Origin of the sequence: Sphingobium sp. WCS2017Hpa-17 (assembly GCF_031843765.1) — a bacterium.
Classification (GTDB): Bacteria; Pseudomonadota; Alphaproteobacteria; order Sphingomonadales; family Sphingomonadaceae; genus Sphingobium.
Window position 1 is genome coordinate 79,656 of sequence record NZ_JAVTIV010000006.1, and the last position, 16,879, is coordinate 96,534.

Annotated in this window: 12 protein-coding genes; 6 read left to right on the plus strand and 6 right to left on the minus strand. The window is 65.6% G+C overall.

Features of this window, described 5'->3' with window-relative positions:
• Positions 1-214 precede the first annotated feature (214 nt).
• From RQH62_RS11410 to RQH62_RS11425, 4 genes are all read left to right on the plus strand, one after another.
• Positions 215-2,509, plus strand: coding sequence for a CDC48 family AAA ATPase (locus RQH62_RS11410; RefSeq protein WP_311268879.1), 2,295 nt, complete (start codon positions 215-217; stop codon positions 2,507-2,509).
• Positions 2,510-2,646: 137 nt separating this feature from the next.
• On the plus strand, positions 2,647-3,294 hold the full coding sequence (locus RQH62_RS11415) for a methyltransferase domain-containing protein (protein ID WP_311268880.1): 648 nt from the start codon (positions 2,647-2,649) through the stop codon (positions 3,292-3,294).
• A 113-nt stretch (positions 3,295-3,407) separates the two neighbouring features.
• Positions 3,408-4,508 (plus strand): helix-turn-helix transcriptional regulator, encoded by a 1,101-nt coding sequence (locus RQH62_RS11420; RefSeq protein WP_311268881.1) that lies wholly within the window; start codon positions 3,408-3,410, stop codon positions 4,506-4,508.
• A 295-nt stretch (positions 4,509-4,803) separates the two neighbouring features.
• Positions 4,804-6,069, plus strand: coding sequence for a glutamate-5-semialdehyde dehydrogenase (locus RQH62_RS11425; protein ID WP_311268882.1), 1,266 nt, complete (start codon positions 4,804-4,806; stop codon positions 6,067-6,069).
• A gap of 135 nt (positions 6,070-6,204) precedes the next feature.
• Here the strand turns inward: RQH62_RS11425 and kdsA are convergent, their stop codons facing one another.
• Together kdsA and RQH62_RS11435 are read right to left on the minus strand one after the other, a co-directional pair.
• Entirely contained in the window at positions 6,205-7,044 is an 840-nt protein-coding gene (gene kdsA, locus RQH62_RS11430; protein WP_311268883.1) for a 3-deoxy-8-phosphooctulonate synthase, read from the minus strand.
• On the minus strand, positions 7,041-7,334 hold the full coding sequence (locus RQH62_RS11435) for a hypothetical protein (RefSeq protein WP_311268884.1): 294 nt from the start codon (positions 7,332-7,334) through the stop codon (positions 7,041-7,043). The genes kdsA and RQH62_RS11435 overlap by 4 nt, the downstream gene beginning before the upstream one ends.
• Positions 7,335-7,356: 22 nt before the next feature.
• Between RQH62_RS11435 and RQH62_RS11440 the strand changes: the two genes are divergently transcribed.
• Positions 7,357-8,490: a hypothetical protein gene (locus RQH62_RS11440; RefSeq protein WP_311268885.1), complete on the plus strand. Its 1,134-nt coding sequence runs from the start codon at positions 7,357-7,359 to the stop codon at positions 8,488-8,490.
• A complete protein-coding gene (locus RQH62_RS11445; RefSeq protein WP_311268886.1) occupies positions 8,487-9,857 on the plus strand; it encodes a cytochrome P450 in 1,371 nt (456 codons plus the stop codon). The genes RQH62_RS11440 and RQH62_RS11445 overlap by 4 nt, the downstream gene beginning before the upstream one ends.
• On the opposite strand, the gene RQH62_RS11450 is transcribed toward RQH62_RS11445, so the two are convergent.
• The 4 genes from RQH62_RS11450 to RQH62_RS11465 form a co-directional block, all read right to left on the minus strand.
• Positions 9,858-10,034, minus strand: a complete 177-nt coding sequence (locus tag RQH62_RS11450; protein ID WP_311268887.1) for a hypothetical protein — start codon at positions 10,032-10,034, stop codon at positions 9,858-9,860.
• Positions 10,031-10,927: a transglutaminase family protein gene (locus RQH62_RS11455; protein WP_311268888.1), complete on the minus strand. Its 897-nt coding sequence runs from the start codon at positions 10,925-10,927 to the stop codon at positions 10,031-10,033. Before RQH62_RS11455 ends, RQH62_RS11450 begins: the two co-directional genes overlap by 4 nt.
• On the minus strand, positions 10,924-13,269 hold the full coding sequence (locus RQH62_RS11460) for a circularly permuted type 2 ATP-grasp protein (RefSeq protein WP_405053541.1): 2,346 nt from the start codon (positions 13,267-13,269) through the stop codon (positions 10,924-10,926). Before RQH62_RS11460 ends, RQH62_RS11455 begins: the two co-directional genes overlap by 4 nt.
• A gap of 206 nt (positions 13,270-13,475) precedes the next feature.
• The gene (locus tag RQH62_RS11465) at positions 13,476-16,835 is read right to left on the minus strand and encodes a transglutaminase family protein (protein WP_311268890.1); all 3,360 of its coding nucleotides are present in this window, start codon (positions 16,833-16,835) and stop codon (positions 13,476-13,478) included.
• Positions 16,836-16,879: the final 44 nt, after the last annotated feature.

Here is a 16,879-nt window from a genome sequence, read left to right on the forward strand (position 1 = left end):
GCAATTTTTGCAACTCGCTAATTCTTTTCGCACTTGCAATATATCGTGCCGCACTGCACATAGGACAGGCCTTTCAGGCATCCTCTCCTAAAACTTTCAGGGCTGGTCTTGCGACCGGCCCTTTTTTTTGGTCGCGCCATCTGATCGCTTGCCCCTTTTTCCCCGGCCCGGTGTTTCCTACATCGTTACGGAACGACAAAGACGGGGATGATGCGTGGCCGATCAGGAACAGGAAGGACGCCGCATTCAGGTCGCCAATGCGCGGCCGGAAGATGCAGGGCGCGGTCTGGCGCGCTTGCCGCTGACCGTGATGGCGCAATTGGAACTGGCCGAAGGCGATGTGGTCGAGATTGTCGGCAAGCGCGCCACGCCGGCGCGGGTGGTGCGTCCGTACAAGGAGGATGAAGGGCTGGACGTTCTTCGCCTTGATGGATTGCAGCGCGCCAATGCCGGTGTGGGATCGGGTGACTTCGTCCAGATCATGAAGGCCGAACCGCGCCCCGCCCAGCGAGTGGTGTTCGCACCTGCACAAAATAATCTACGACTACAGGGCAATCCCGACGCGTTGAAGCGCGTCTTCTACCAGCGGCCGCTGACCGCTGGCGATGTCGTTGCGACCGCCGGGCAGCAGCAGGTGCCCCCTAATGACATGCCGCCGCAATTGCGCCAGATGCTGGCCGCGCCGGCCTACGCCTTGCAGGAAATCCGGCTGGTAGTGGTGTCCACCGTGCCCAAGGGCATCGTCCATATCGACGCCGAGACTGAAGTCGAGCTGCGCGCCGAATATGAAGAACCGCGCGAATCGCGCCGCGCCGACGTGACCTATGATGATGTCGGCGGCATGGCCGATGCGATCGACCAGCTGCGCGAGATGGTGGAATTGCCGCTGCGCTATCCCGAACTGTTCACGCGGCTGGGCGTCGATCCGCCCAAGGGGGTGTTGCTGCATGGCCCGCCGGGCACCGGCAAGACGCGGCTGGCGCGTGCGGTCGCCAATGAGTCGGATGCCGAATTCTTCCTGATCAACGGGCCGGAGATCATGGGATCGGCCTATGGCGAGTCGGAAAAGCAGCTGCGCGAGATATTCGAGGCGGCGGCCAAGTCCGCGCCGTCGATCCTGTTCATCGACGAGATCGATTCGATCGCGCCCAAGCGCGGCAATGTGACCGGCGAGACGGAAAAGCGGCTCGTCGCCCAGCTGCTGACGCTCATGGACGGGCTGGAGCCGCGTACCAATCTGGTCGTGATTGCAGCCACCAACCGGCCCGAAGCGATCGACGAGGCGCTGCGCCGGCCCGGCCGCTTCGATCGCGAGATCATCGTCGGCGTCCCCGACGAGCGCGGCCGGCGCGAGATATTGGGCATTCATACGCGCGGCATGCCGCTGGGCGACAAGGTCGACCTCGCCGAACTGGCACGCATGACCTATGGCTTTGTCGGCGCCGATCTTGCCGCGCTGACCCGCGAGGCAGCGATCGAGACGGTGCGGCGCTTCATGCCGCGCCTCAATCTGGAGGACGGGACGATCCCGCCCGACGTGCTGGAGGAATTGTCCGTCACGCGGGAGGATTTCCTGTCCGCGATCAAGCGGGTGCAGCCATCGGCCATGCGCGAGGTGATGGTGCAGGCACCCAATATCGGCTGGTCCGATATCGGCGGGCTGGACGATGCGCAGATGCGCCTAAAGGAAGGGGTCGAGCTGCCGCTGAAAGACCCCGATGCTTTCCGCCGCATCGGCATCCGCCCGGCCAAGGGCTTCCTGCTCTACGGCCCGCCTGGCACCGGCAAGACCCTGCTGGCGAAGGCGGTCGCGCGGGAAGCGCAGGCCAATTTCATCGCCACCAAATCGAGCGACCTGCTGTCTAAATGGTATGGCGAGAGCGAGCAGCAGATCGCCCGTCTCTTCGCCCGCGCGCGGCAGGTAGCGCCAACGGTCATCTTCATCGACGAACTGGACAGTCTGGTCCCCGCACGCGGCGGTGGCCTGGGCGAGCCAGCGGTGACGGAGCGGGTGGTGAACACCATCCTTGCCGAGATGGACGGGCTGGAGGAGTTGCAGTCGGTGGTCGTCATCGGCGCGACCAACCGGCCGACGCTGATCGACCCGGCGCTGTTGCGGCCGGGGCGGTTCGACGAACTCATCTATGTGCCGGTCCCCGACGAAGCAGGGCGGCGGCGCATATTGGGCATCCATACCGGCAAGATGCCGCTGTCCGACGATGTCGATCTGGACCGTCTGGCGGCGGAGACGGAGCGGTTCACCGGCGCGGATCTGGAGGATCTGGTCCGCCGTGCCGGCCTGTTCGCGCTGCGCCAGTCGCTGTCGGTAGACAAGGTGACGCAGGCGCATTTCGAGGCGGCACTGGAAGACACACGTGCCTCCGTCACGCCCGAAATGGAGCGCGAATATGAACAGATCCAGTCGCAGCTGAAACAGCGGGCGATGCAGGTCGATCCGATCGGCTTCATCGCGCCGGGCATGGTGCGGTCGCGCGACCGGGCGGATTGATGCGGCCATGCAGCGGGGGGCGGCGGATTGAACCCATCCGCCGCCCCCTGCGTTCATGACAGGCATGTTGCAAAGCCGCTTGCCAGAAAGGTCCGGATTTGCAAGGCGTTCTGGATGATTCACACAGGCGGACGTTGATGGCCTCCATTCCATTGAAGAAGACCAAGAAGGCCAAGGCCGGCGCAGGGAAGTCCGGTTCCTTTTTCAGCCAGTGGGGCATGTTCTTTCGCCAGTTCATCAAGCATCCCGGCATGATCGGGTCGGTCATCCCGTCCTCCGCGACGCTGGTGGACCGGGTGCTGGATCAGGTGGACTGGCGTAATACGCGGCTGTTCGTGGAATATGGTCCGGGCGTCGGCACCTTCACCCGGCCGATCCTCGACCGGTTGCCAGCCGACGCGATGTTGCTGGCGATCGACCTCAATCTGGATTTCGTCGCCTATCTGGAGGCGGAAATTGACGATCCACGCTTGCGTGTCGTCCATGGCTCCGCCGCCGACGTTCGCCGTTTCATCAAGGAAGCGGGCCATTATCAGGCCGATTATGTGCTGTCGGGCATTCCCTTCTCGACCCTGCCCGATGGCGTGGGCGAAGCCATCTGCGCCGAAACACGGCGGGCGCTGCGGCCGGGCGGCGCTTTCCTCATCTACCAATATTCGCGCTATGTACTGCGTTTCCTGAACCCGATCTTCGGCGATGTCAGCGACGCGCTGGAATGGCGCAATATCCCGCCATGCCGCATGATCCGAGCGGTGCGCGAAGAAGAACTGGCGCAGGCCGCCTGACCGAAGGTTAATCCAGATCAATAACGCCCCGTTTTTGGGCGGTTTCCTCCTTCGACCCATTTGACTTCGCCTGTGCTTTGGCTCAGGCGAATCCGGGGCATTGGGGGGTTTCTATGGCGACTCGCGCCAAGGATGATGCGGCGTGGGCGGACATGTTCCTGTCCGCTGCGCTCGAACCGGAAAAATGGGGCGCCGCCATTCAGGCGATGGCGCGGGCGACCGGCTCTGGCCATGGTCAGCTGATCGGCTTCGGGCCGGGGGCCTGGGGTTTCAACTGGATCAGCGATATCGACGCGAGCATCGTGCCCAAGGGCGCGGCGATCGACCAGGCCAAGCCCGACCTCAATTTCCGCATCGCAGCCGATCGTCTGCCGGACCGACCGGCCGTGGTGCATGAAGCCCATTATGACATGGCCCGCCCGACATTGCGGTCGGACGACTATCTCGACATGTGTTCGGACTTCGACATTTTCGACGGATGTCAGACCCGGCTGGTCGGCGCGCCGGACCAGATGGTCGGGCTGGCGCTGCTGCGCAATGCGAAGGATGGCCGGACCAGTCAGGAGCAGCGCGACCTGTTCGCCCGGATCGCCGGCCATGCCCGGTCCGCCGTGCTGTTGCAGCAGGCGATCGAGGCGCAGGGCTTTGCGCTCCTGTCCGGCACGTTCGAATCCATGGACCGGGCCTGCTGGTTGCTCGATGCGACCGGGCGGGTCGGTGGCATGACCCCGCGTGCCGAGGCGCTGCTGTCCACCAGCCGCATCCACGTCAGCGATGGCTGGCTGGCGAGCGACCGTGCGGACGAAACGCGGGCGATCCTGCGGGCGATGCGCAGCGTGATCGAGCCACCCGGCCGCACTGCCGATCCGGTGGCGCTGGCGGATGAGGCCGGCGGCGTCGCGATCATGCTGGAATTTCATCCGCTGCCGGTGCGACCCTGGGCGCTGCCCTTCGCCCCGCGCGCGATCGTCGTTGCGCGGGTGGGGGAGCCGTCCGACCGGCATGTGCAATTGCTGACCCGCACCTTCCGCCTGACCCCGGCCGAGGCGGACATCGCCATCCGTCTGGCGGCGGGGCAATCGCGCCAGCAGATCGCGGCCGCCCGCAGCGTGTCGGTGGAGACGCTCAAGGTACAGTTGCGCAGCATCTACGAGAAGACCGGCTGCAACCGGGAATCGCAACTGGTGCGGATCGTCGGGCTTATCAGTCACTGACGGAAGCGGAATTTCTGCTGCCTTACCCCTGTTGGGGTATGTGGCGGCGATGCCGAATCGCTAAACCGAAGGAGAGGCGGGCTACGCCTGCCTGCTGACGGCCGGGTCATATTGCGACCCATGATCCGGCCGTTGGTACTCCTCCCTTTTTCGCTCCGCTTTAAGGCCCCGTGCGCCTTTCGCTGCGACGCGCTTTCATGCTACATTTTCGGTTTCCCGCATTTTGCGAGCCGTCATCTGTTCCAGATGACGTCAAAATGCTTTAAGGCGCGGCCAAATTCGGCCGAGAGTGTCCATGAACGACCTGACCCAGACCCCCGAAATGCTGATCGCGACGATGGGCGCGCGCGCGCGCCGCGCCGCTGCAATCATTGCGCAGGCGAGCGACGCGCAGAAGGCGGACGCGCTGCGCCGCGCGGCACAGGCGCTGCGGGATCAGGCGCCGGCGATCATCGCCGCCAATGCGCGCGACATGGACAATGCGGTGGCCAATGGGCTGTCGCCTGCCATGCTCGACCGGCTGAAGCTGAACGAGGATCGCGTCGCGGCCACGGCTGACGGCGTGGATCAGGTCGCTGCGCTCGCCAATCCGCTGGGCAGCGTGATCGACACGTCGGTGCGGCCCAATGGGCTGGAACTCAGCCGGGTGCGCGTGCCGCTGGGCGTGATCGGCATCATCTATGAAAGCCGCCCCAATGTGACGGCCGATGCTGCCGCGCTCTGTCTGCGTGCGGGCAATGCCGTGATCCTGCGCGGCGGCAGCGAGGCGAAGGAAAGCAACCGTGCCATTCATGCCGCGATCGTGGACGGCATCGTCGCCGCCGGCCTGCCCGCCGACGTCGTGCAACTGGTTCCCACCACCGATCGCGCGGCGGTGGGTGCGCTGCTCAAGGCATCGGAATTTGTCGACCTGATCGTGCCGCGCGGCGGCAAGAGCCTGGTCGCGCGGGTGCAGGAGGAAGCGCGGGTGCCCGTGCTCGCCCATCTGGACGGCATCAACCACAGCTATGTCGATGGCGCGGCCGACCCCGCCATGGCGCAGGCGCTGGTCGTCAATGCCAAGATGCGGCGCACCGGCGTGTGCGGTTCGACCGAAACGGTGCTGATCGATCGCGCCTATGGCCATGCGCCCGCGCTGGTGCAGGCGCTGCTCGACGCCCAGTGCGAAGTGCGCGGCGATGCGGCGGTGCAGGCGATGGATGCGCGCGTCACGGCGGCGAGCGACGAGGATTGGGATACCGAATATCTCGACGCCATCGTCTCGATCCGGCTGGTCGACGGCGTCGAAGACGCGATCTCCCATATCGCTGCCCATGCCAGCCACCATACCGACGCCATCATCACCGAAGACGCGGCGACGGCGGAACATTTCCTCAATGCCGTCGACAGCGCGATCGTGATGTGGAACGCCTCTACCCAGTTTGCCGATGGCGGCGAATTCGGGCTGGGCGCCGAAATCGGCATTTCGACCGGCCGCCTGCATGCGCGTGGCCCGGTCGCGCTGGAAGGGCTGACCACCTACAAGTGGATCGTGCGGGGCCGGGGCCAGACCCGGCCATGACCAGCCTGTCCTATCTGGCCTGACTCTGTCATGATCGGGCCAGTCGGCCATGGGCCTGACTTTCCGATAGGATCAGGCCCACGCAACGATATGTCGCAATGTGCGAGAAAAGTGCGAAGTTAAGCCCGGATTTTCCTACCGGCCCTTCACCACCGCGTCGATCGCGACCAGCTTTTCCAGCATCGGCCCGACCCAGTCGAGCGGCAGCATGACCGGGCCGTCGGATGGGGCATTGTCCGGGTCTTCATGGGCTTCGGCAAAGATCGCCGCGACCCCGGCCGCCACCGCGCTGCGCGCCAGCAGGGGCGCAAATTCGCGCTGCCCGCCCGATGCCGAACCCAGCCCGCCGGGCTGCTGCACCGAATGGGTGGCATCGAACACCACCGGATAGCCGGTTTCGGCCATGGTCGGCAGCGCGCGCATGTCGCTGACCAATGTATTATAGCCGAAGCTCGCGCCGCGCTCGGTCAGCAATATGCGCTCATTGCCGGTGGAGGCGACCTTCTGCGCCACCGCCGCCATGTCCCAGGGGGCGAGGAACTGGCCCTTCTTGACGTTGATCACCGCGCCGGTCTTCCCTGCCGCGATCAGCAGATCGGTCTGGCGGCAGAGAAAGGCGGGGATTTGCAGGATATCCACCGCCTGCGCCGCCGCTTCCACCTGTTCGGGGCCATGGATGTCGGTCAGCACCGGGCAGCCCAAAGTCGCCTTCACGTCGGCCAGGATCGCCAGCCCTGCGTCGATGCCCACGCCGCGCCGGCCCGATACCGATGTCCGGTTCGCCTTGTCGAAGCTGCTCTTGAAGATGAAGGGCACGCCCGCCGCCGCCGCGGCCTTCGCCAGAGCCTCCGCCATGAACAGCGCATGGTCGCGGCTTTCGATCTGGCAGGGGCCGGAAATCAGGACGAAGGGCAGGTCGTTGCCGAATGTGACGGAACCGACGCTGACGGATTTGGGCTGGATCATGCCGCTCATTTGGGCGCTTTGAAGAAGCGGCGCAACAGCTGACCGCGCCACAGCCCCTTGCCCGGATGATAGTTCCAGCAGAACCAGCCGAAGGTCAGGCAGGCGAGCAGCGAAGGCAGCGCCATCGGATCGCCATTGGCCTTCATATGGCGATAAAAGGTCATGTCGGCCCGCCAACGGTCCCGCTCACCGCCGCCGCCATTGATTCCGTACATATTGTCATGTTTGCGGCAACCGATGTTTCGGTTGTATTTTCGGTGGTCGATGAAATAGCAATAGTCGCGCTCGGATATACTCATGGATCCGATTAGGGCGGGGGCCGTGGAAAAGTTCAAGCGTAAAGTCTTTTATCTGGGCGGATTCGATCCGCGTGGCGTGCGTTTCTATCATCAGCTCTATCGCGATCAGGCGGCGCGCCATGCGGCCCTGACCGGCGATAGTCTGACGGTGAGTGCGCGCCGTGCCGGTGCGGCCGGATCGACCGTGTCGGCGGCCTGGAGCGTGGATAATGACGCGGCTGGCACCCAGACCGACTATGAATATCTGCGCTGGGAGGATCTGGTCGGGAAGGTGTGGATTCGCAATCCGCTGAAACTCGCCTGGCGCTCCATCGCCACCTATGTCGGCCATGGCCGATTCATGCAGTTCGGCCGCATGAAGGCATTGCGGCCCGGCCCGGTGCTGACCATCTGCTACCCGCCCTTCCTGGCGGTGATGATCCCGCTGCTGTTCGCGCTGATGCCGGCGCTGCTGCTGTGGATCGTGCTGCCCTTCTGGGCGGCGGCGCTGGTGGGGATCGGCGTGAGCGCGCTGCTGTCGGGCAAGTGGCTCAACAAGCTGGTCGTGCCCTGGCTGCTGCGCTTCACCTATTATCATCACACGCTGGCGGCTGGCGGTCCCGGCGAAGCGCTGGACGCGCGGCTCGATGCCTTTGCGGGCCGAATCGCAGACGAACTGGACGGGCCGTGGGACGAAGTCCTGTTCGTCACCCACAGTGCTGGCACGATCCTGGGCATGTCGGTGATGCGCCGTCTGTTCGATCGACGCGGCGACACGCTGCCGGCCCATTTCGCCATGGTCGGGTTGGGGCAGGTGGTGCCGGTGGTGGCGCTGCGCACCGATGCGCGCTGGTATCATGCCGACCTGAAGGTGCTGGCCGACAAGCATTTCCGCTATGTCGACCTGTCCTTCCCGCCGGATGGCGCGGCCTATTTCAACGTCAATCCGCTGCTTCTTGTCGCCGATCGACATGCGGCGCGGGTCGACATGCTATCGCCGCGCTTCCACCTCTTTTATGAGCCCGAAAATTATCATGGCGGCTGGTCCAACAAATATGAGGCGCATTTCGACTATCTGCGCGTCGGGGATCGCCTGTCGCCGGTCGATTTCATCAGTCTGACAGCGGGTCGCAGCCGCCTCGACGAGTCCATCGCCGCCTTCAGGACGATCCCATGACCGATCCGCTCTTCACCCCGCCTTTTCCGCAGCCCACGCGCAACAAGCGCACGATGATGCAGCGCTTCTTCATCGGCTGGCACAGCTGGATCCATGTGCTGTTCGAAAAAAGCTATACGATGAAGATGGGCGAGGTGCGCGGGCGCGGCCAGACCATGTATATCGCCAACGAACTGGTACTGGTCGATCGCATCCTGAAGGGCGGCACCGAATTTCCCAAGCATCATGAACTGGTGAAGGGGCTGTGGCCGCTGATCGGCAACAGCGTCTTTTCCGCCAATGGCGAGGATTGGGAAAATCAGCGGGCGATGGTGAACCCGGCCTTCGCCCATACTGCACTGGCCAAGTCGATGCCGCTGATGGCGGCCGCCGCCGATGCCTTCCTCGCGCGGATCGAGGCGGCGGGGACGGACAAGTCGTTCGACGTCGATCCGATGATGACTCATGTGGCGGCCGACATCATCTTCCGCACGCTCTTTTCCGAGACGCTGGACCTCCAGCGCTCGGCGATCATCCACAAGGCGTTCGGCCGCTTCCAGCGCTATTCGCACAGCGCCTCCATGCTGGGCCTGTACGGCCTGCCGAGCCGCTGGTTCGAGAAATGGTCGGAGCGCCCGGCGACGGCGATCCGCGATGTCTTCCGTCCGATCGTGACGGCGCGCTTCGACGCCTTTCATGCGGGCGAACCGGCGCAATATAAGGATATCCTGCAATCCTTGGTGGAGGCGAAGCATCCCGAGACGGGCGCGCATTTCACGCTGAAGGAATTGATGGATCAGGTCGCGACCATCTTCTTGGCGGGGCATGAAACATCGGCCAGCACGATGACCTGGGCGCTGTATCTGCTCGCCGAATGCGCCCATATCCAGGATCGCGCGCGGGCCGAGGTGGCGCAGGTTGCGGGCGAAGACCCTTTCACCGCCGCGATGCTGAAGGACATGCCCGTGGTGCGCAACGTCTTCAAGGAGACGCTGCGCCTTTATCCGCCGCTCGCCTTCTTCCCGCGCGAAGTGCCCTGCCCGATGCAGATGCGCGACAAGCAGCTGGAGCCGGGCGCGATGCTGGTGGTCGCCCCCTGGCTGACCCAGCGCAATAAGGATAATTGGGCCTGCCCGCATGCCTTCGACCCCGATCGCTTTGCCGACCCCGCCAATGCGGAAATGGCGAAACAGGCCTGGTTCCCCTTCAGTCGGGGGCCACGCGTCTGCGTCGGCGCGGGCTTTGCCCAGCAGGAGGTGATGACGGTGATCGCCGCGACGCTGCGCCGCTATCGGCTGACCGTGGCGAAGGGGTTCAAGGCTGAACCGATCAGCCGCCTGACCGTGCGCCCGCGCAAGGGCATGAAGCTGATGTTCGAGCGCGTCTGATCAGCGCGCTGGGCTGGCAGGCAGGGTCACCTGTACCTGCGTCGGGACCGGCGCGGCCATGATGGCGACGCCGCTGACGAGGCCCAGTACGCCCCAGACCCAGCGTTTCGCGCGCAGGTCCATAACGCCGCGAGTCAGACAGTAAATGCCAGCCAGCACGAGAATGATGGCGGTCATGCGATTTCCTTTTCCTCTTCCGGCGCGACGTCGACCATCACCGACAGGCTCTGCCCCGCGCCGCCGACGAACAGCCCGTCCATCGGTGCGACGTCGGCATAGTCGCGGCCCATGGCGACGAACAGATGGTCGTCGCCGGTAATGACGCCGTTGGTCGGGTCGAAGCCGATCCACCCCCGCGTCGGCCCGCACCACAGCATCGCCCAGGCATGCATAGCGTCCGCGCCGACGAGGCGCGGCATGCCCGGCGGCGGCAGGGTGCGCAGATAGCCGCTGACATAGGCGGCGGGCAGACCGGCAAGGCGCAGCGCTACTACCATGACATGGGCGAAATCCTGGCACACGCCATGACGCGCGGCAAAGGCGTCGGCGACGGGTGTGGCGGCGGTGGTCGCGCCGGGCTGATAGGCGAACTCCGCCTTGATGCGCAGCGCCAGATCGAGCGCGGCGGCAACGATCGGCCGGTCCGGCGCCAGCGTGTCGCCCACCCAGTCGCCGATCGCCGTCAGCAGTGGGGCGCGAGGTGAGGCGAAGAGATAATGGGCGGGGGCGGATGGCCCCATGTCGCGATCGCGTAGTGCCGCCTGCGCAACCGTGGCGACGGTCGGATCGCCGGTATCGGGCAGAATCGGCGCGCCATGCTGCACGCCAGCGCGAAAGCGGCTTTCGATCGTCAGTTGCCGGATCGGGCTTTCGATCACCAGCCGGGCGACCTGCACCGGCCAGGCGGCGGGGCGCGATTCGATGACCGAAGGCACGGGATCGACGCTGAGCGCATAGTCCGACGTCCATTGGCCCATCCATGGCGCAGGCCGCAGCCGCAGGTTGAAGCGGGCGAGCCGCATCGGGCTGGCATAGCGCAATATGGTACGGTGGCGGACATGGTAGATCATGACAGCATGTCCGCGTCCTGCGTCTTGTGCAGTTGCAGGAAGTAGCGCTGGCCGATCGCTTCGGACAAGCGCAGCAGTCGGTTTTCCACATCGGCGATGTCGGCCATCGTCACAGTGTCGCCGGTCAAAGGGGCCAGCCGGGCGGCCAGTGCGTCGGCCAGACGACGAGGCTCTTCCGGCATGCCATCGGCGCGCAGGGTGGGGAGCGCGGCGACATGATCGGCCAGCTGCAATGCCTGCCAGGCGATGGCGCGAGGGTTATGCGGCTCCAGCGCGACCAGATCGCGCACCGGCGGCAGCGCCGGGCCGGTCAGATAACGGGTGCGATAGCTGATCTGGCTGTCCATCAGGTCGAGCAGCACCATCAGGTCGTCGGCCGACGCATTGTCCCCGCCGAACAGGGAGATCAGGCGACAGCCATTGACCGCCCGTTCCATGCGGCGTCCCATATCGTGGAAGCGCCAGCCTTCGGTCCGGCCCATATTCTCCGCCGCCAGACCCGACAGCGCCGACATGCGTTCGATCATGCGGGACGAGGCATCGAGCAGGGTTTCGGTGACGGTGGGGTCGAAGCCGGGCAGGGGCAGGCGCAGCAGCCGCCATACATCGCTCGATAGCCGATCGCGCAACCCTTCGCCGATATTGGCGACGGTCGCCATCAGCGCCCGGACGCTGCCCGACTGGCGCGCATCGCCCAGCGCTGTGGCGCAGAGCGAACCGACCGCACCGGCCCGGCCGGGCACCGCGCCCCACAGAGCCAGCTGATCGACCAGTCGCGCCATGGTGGGGGAGGCGAGCGAGGGGCCAAGGTCCGCCTCGATAGACCCGCCGACGATGGCGCGGATCAGCCGCAGCGTCATTTCCGTCCGCTCGATATAACGGCCCAGCCAGTAGAGATTATCCGCCGCCTTGGCCGGCAGCATGCCGCCGACCCGGCGGATGGCGGGTGCGCCCCCCAGCAGGCTGTCGGGTGGCACCGGGCTGCTGTCGACCACGCACAGGTCGGCGGACATATCGCCCTGTCCCATCAGTGCGGCACGAATGTCGCCATGGCCCGCCAGCCGGGCGAAACCGCCGGGCATCACCCGCCAGCGCCCGGTCGCATCGCGCGCCACGAGGATGCGCAGGGTGAAGGGCAGGGGCGTGAGTTGCCCATCGATGATTGCGGGCGTGGTCGACAGTTTCACCACTTCCTGCCCGACATAGTCCATCGGCCGGCGCGCCATGGCGTCGAACAGGGCGGCGCGCTGATCCCGGTCGAGCGTGGCGCCGGGCGTGAACGGCGCGTCGGCCATGAAGGCGGAGCCGACCACCAGATTGTCGATCTGCGCCCGCACATGGTCGCACTCGCGGGGCTGGCCGCACCACCAGGTCGCGATGTTGGGCAGGATCAGGTCGGTGCCCAGCATCGCCTGCGCCAGTTGCGGCAGGAAGGCGGCGAAGGCGCGCGATTCGATCACGCCGGCACCCGGCCAGTTGCTGACCATCAGGCCGCCGCGCGCGCAGGCGTCATACAGATCGGGCACGCCGATGCGCGACTGGCCGTCGAACGCCAGCGGATCGAGGAAGCGACTGTCCATCCAGCGCCACAGGCCGTCGATGCGCTTCAGGCCCTGAATGGTGCGTACGAACAGGCGGCCGTCCGACACGATCAGGTCGTCGCCTTCCACCAGCAGCAGGCCGAGATAGCGGGCGAGATGCGCCTGTTCGGCATAGCTCTGGTTGAAGCGGCCCGGCGTCAGCAGGCCAATACGCGGATCGGCGCGGGTGCAGTCGGCGGCGAGGCCCCGGCGCAGTTCGTCGAAGAAGGGCGCAAGCCGGCGCGTGTTCATCGCGCCGAGCATGTCGCCGGTCGCGCGCGACAAAGCGAGCCGGTTTTCCAGCGCATAGCCCACGCCCACGGGCGTGCGCACCCGATCCGCCAGCACCCGCCATTCGCCGGTCGGGCCGCGCCCGATATCGGCGGCATAGAAATGGAGATGATGGCCACGCGGCGGTGGCGTGCCGGTCATCACCCGCCAATAATGCGGGCTGCCGGTGATGATGCTGGCGGGCAGCTTGCCGTCGCGCACCAGCGATTGTGTGGAATAGACGTCGCTGACGACTCGCTCCAGCAGGTCGGCGCGCTGAATCAGGCCGCGTTCGATATGTGCCCATTCCGCCGCATCGACCAGCAGCGGCACCGGGCCGAGCGGCCAGGATCGCTCTTCCTCATCGCCCGTGTGGCGGAACGCCATGCCGAGGTCGATCGCCTGCCGCGCGACATGGTCGGCCAATATGGCGGGATCGCCCTGTGCCTGCGTCGACAGGCGCTCCAGCATGGCGCGCCAGCGTGCCGCCATGGCCGGTGCGGCCCCGGCAAACAGATCGCCCGCCGGAGCCTGCGCCAGATAGGCGTCGGCCCAGTCTAGTTGAACGTCGACGTCCACAATATCGCCCTCACCCTTCCCACGCCGCCATGCGGCGCGGGCCCCTTCCTTCTCCCGTCGGGATAGGGAAAGAGGTGCGCATGCACCGATAAGGGTTAGGGTGAAAGGGTGAAATCATCCTACAGCCCGTGATGCTGGAAACGCAGGTCGAGCGTCATCGGGAATTCGGCGGCTTGTTCGGCGGCGGGCATATCGACCTGACCCGGCGTATGGCCATAATCCTGGAAGCGCGCCTTGCGCCGGGCTTCCGCCTCATAGCCGTTGACCGGCAGCGTATCGTAATTGCGCCCGCCCGGATGCGCGACATGATAGACGCAGCCGCCCAGCGATCGCCCGCTCCAGCTGTCGAGCACGTCGAAGGTCAGCGGTGCATTGACCGGTAGATTGGGATGCAGGCAGTTGGCCGGCGCCCATGCCTTGTAGCGCACGCCGCCCACGCCTTCGCCCGGCACGGCGGTCGGCGTCATTGGCACCTGCCGGCCGTTGCAGGCGACGATATGCCGCCCGGCGACCAGACCGGTGGCGCGCACCTGCAAGCGCTCGGTGGATGAATCGACATAACGGACGGTGCCGCCGATCGCCCCGGTTTCGCCCAGCACGTTCCATGGTTCGAGCGCATGGGTGATTTCCAGCCCCACGCCGCCAGCATCGACTGTGCCATGGATGGGGAAGCGGAACTGCCGCTGTGCCTCGAACCAGTTGGGGTCGAAGTCGTAGCCTGCGCTTCGAAGGTCGCCCAGCACTTCCAGGAAATCGGCCCAGACGAAATGGGGCAGCATGAAGCGATCATGCAGCGTCGTGCTCCAGCGGACGAGATTGCCCTGCTGCGGCTGGCGCCAGAACCATGCAGCGAGCGCACGGATCAGCAATTGCTGCGCCAGGCTCATCCGCGCTTCGGGCGGCATTTCGAACCCGCGAAACTCCAGCAGGCCCAGACGCCCGGTCGGGCCATCGGGCGAGAACATCTTGTCGATGCAGATTTCGGTGCGGTGGGTGTTGCCCGTCACATCGACCAGCAGGTTGCGGAACAGGCGGTCCACCAGCCATGGCGGCGGCGCGGCACCATCGCCCGAAAACGGGTTGGGCACCTGCGCCAGTGCGATCTCCAACTCATACAGGCCGTCATGCCGCGCCTCATCGATGCGCGGCGCCTGACTGGTCGGGCCGATGCACAGGCCCGAGAAAAGATAGGAGAGTGCAGGGTGCCGTTGCCAGTAGAGGACGAAGCTCTTGAGCAGGTCCGGGCGGCGGATGAAGGGCGAATCATTGAGAGTCGCCCCGCCCAGCACGATATGATTACCCCCGCCGGTGCCGACCGACCGGCCGTCCACCATGAACTTGTCGGCGGTCAGCTGACATTGCCGGGCCAGCGCATAGAGGCGTTCGGTGATGGCCACCGTTTCGTCCCAACTGGCGGCGGGCTGGACGTTCACCTCGATCACGCCGGGATCGGGCGTGGCTTTCAGCACGTCGATGCGCGGATCTGGCGGCGGGGCATAGCCCTCAATCCGCACGGGGATGCGCAGCGCTTCGGCTGCCGCCTCCACCTCTGCGATCAGTTCCAGATAATCTTCCAGCGCCTGCACCGGCGGCAGAAAGACGGACAGATAATGGCCGCGCGGTTCGACGGTGACGGCGGTGCGGACCGCGCCCTCGATAAAGACCTGCTCGACCCTGTCCTGTGCGGCCACGCCGCCATCCGGCCCGGCGACGCGCTGCGATTGCTGGGCGCGGACTTCCTCGACATTGGCCCGCTGCGTGACCTGCGTCCGGAAATCCGCAAGCGGTTCGCGCGGTTCGCTGGTGTCGCGGGGATGGATATAGGGGAAGTCGGACGGCGGCACATAGGGCAGCGATCCGAGCGGCAGGCGATAACCGAGCGCCGAATCGCCGGGTACCGCGAACAGCTTGCCGCGCCGCAACTGCCAGATTTCGCTCTGCCAGCGGGGCGTCGTCGCCTGTGTCTGCCAGCGCTGCACCGGCAGGACATAGCCGACCGGCTGGTCGAGGCCGCGCTCGAACGTCTTGACCATGCGGGCGCGCGCTTCGGGATCGCTGATCTTGGGATCGTCGGGGCTGGTGTTGAGCGGCAGGTCGGCTTCTTTTACGGCCCAGACCGCCGGGTCTTCATAGACGGGATGGGTATAGTCCGCCGAAAAGCCCATATTGCCGGCCATATGCGCCAGAAAGGCCTGCGCATCTGCCGCTGTGACGGTGGCAGCGCCTTCGGGCGCATCGTCCGGCGCGATCAGGCTTTCGTCGCGCCACAGCGGCACGCCATCCTTGCGCCAGTAGACCGCATAGGCCCAGCGCGGCAGGCTTTCGCCGGGATACCATTTGCCCTGTCCATGGTGCAGCAGGCCGCCGGGCGCGAATTCGGCGCGCAGCTTGCGGATCAGCCGGTCAGCATAGGCGGCCTTGGTCGGACCGACCGCGTCGCCATTCCATTCGCCCGCATCGCCGCCATCCTCGGCCACGAAGGTCGGTTCGCCGCCGGTGGTCAGGCGGACGTCCTGCGCGGCAAGGTCTGCGTCCACCTGCGCGCCGAGCGCCATCACCGCGTCCCAGCGGGCGTCGGTGAAAGGCTTGGTGATCCGCACCGCTTCGGCGATGCGGCTGACGCTCATCTCAAAGTTGAAATCGACTTCGGCCGGTTCGGCCATGCCGCTGATGGGGGCTGCGGAGCGATAATGGGGCGTGGCGCAGAGCGGGATATGGCCTTCGCCCGCGAACATGCCGCTGGTCGCGTCCAGCGCGACCCAGCCAGCGCCGGGCACATAGGCTTCTGCCCAGGCGTGAAGGTCCACGACGTCCTGTGTGACGCCCTTCGGCCCCTCGATCGGTTCGACATCGGCCACCAGCTGGATCGAATAGCCCGACACGAAACGCGCGGCGAAGCCCAGCCGCCGCAGCAACTGCACCAGCAGCCAGGCCGAATCGCGGCAGGAGCCGGTGCCGACGTCCAGCGTCTCCTCCGGCGTCTGGACGCCGGCCTCCATGCGGATGACATAGCCGACCTGTTGTTGCAGGCGACGATTGACCTCTACCAGGAAATCCACCGTCCGGCTTTGATAGCCATCATATTGGGCGACCATCGCCTCGAACTTCGGCCCCTGCGGCTCGATATCGAAATAGGCGGCAAGGTCGGTTTTCAACTGGTCGTCATAGGCGAAGGGATAATCCTCCGCATAAGGCTCCACGAAAAAGTCGAACGGGTTGATGATGTCGAGATCGGCAAGCAGGTCGACCTCGATCGAGAAATGGTCGACCGGGTCGGGAAAGACGATGCGCGCCAGCCAGTTGCCATGCGGATCCTGCTGCCAGTTGAGGAAATGGTTCGCCGGTTCGATCTTCAGCGCATAGTTGGGCACCTTCGTCCGGCTATGCGGTGCGGGGCGCAATCGCACCACCTGCGGTCCTAGCCGGATCGGGCGGTTATAACGATAGGCGGTGAGGTGGTGCAGGGCGGCCTTGAGCATGGCGCGATCAAACGCCAGCCCTTGTTGCAATGCAACAGCCAATC

Bases quoted from the DNA above. Each gene is read 5' to 3' on its own strand.
- RQH62_RS11460 (WP_405053541.1), bottom strand. From the start codon at position 13,269: ATGGCGGCACGCTGGCGCGCCATGCTGGAGCGCCTGTCGACGCAGGCA.
- RQH62_RS11420 (WP_311268881.1), top strand. From the start codon at position 3,408: ATGGCGACTCGCGCCAAGGATGATGCGGCGTGGGCGGACATGTTCCTG.
- kdsA (WP_311268883.1), bottom strand. From the start codon at position 7,044: ATGAGCGGCATGATCCAGCCCAAATCCGTCAGCGTCGGTTCCGTCACA.
- RQH62_RS11455 (WP_311268888.1), bottom strand. From the start codon at position 10,927: ATGATCTACCATGTCCGCCACCGTACCATATTGCGCTATGCCAGCCCG.
- RQH62_RS11445 (WP_311268886.1), top strand. From the start codon at position 8,487: ATGACCGATCCGCTCTTCACCCCGCCTTTTCCGCAGCCCACGCGCAAC.
- RQH62_RS11415 (WP_311268880.1), top strand. From the start codon at position 2,647: ATGGCCTCCATTCCATTGAAGAAGACCAAGAAGGCCAAGGCCGGCGCA.
- RQH62_RS11450 (WP_311268887.1), bottom strand. From the start codon at position 10,034: ATGACCGCCATCATTCTCGTGCTGGCTGGCATTTACTGTCTGACTCGC.
- RQH62_RS11435 (WP_311268884.1), bottom strand. From the start codon at position 7,334: ATGAGTATATCCGAGCGCGACTATTGCTATTTCATCGACCACCGAAAA.
- RQH62_RS11425 (WP_311268882.1), top strand. From the start codon at position 4,804: ATGAACGACCTGACCCAGACCCCCGAAATGCTGATCGCGACGATGGGC.
- RQH62_RS11465 (WP_311268890.1), bottom strand. From the start codon at position 16,835: ATGCTCAAGGCCGCCCTGCACCACCTCACCGCCTATCGTTATAACCGC.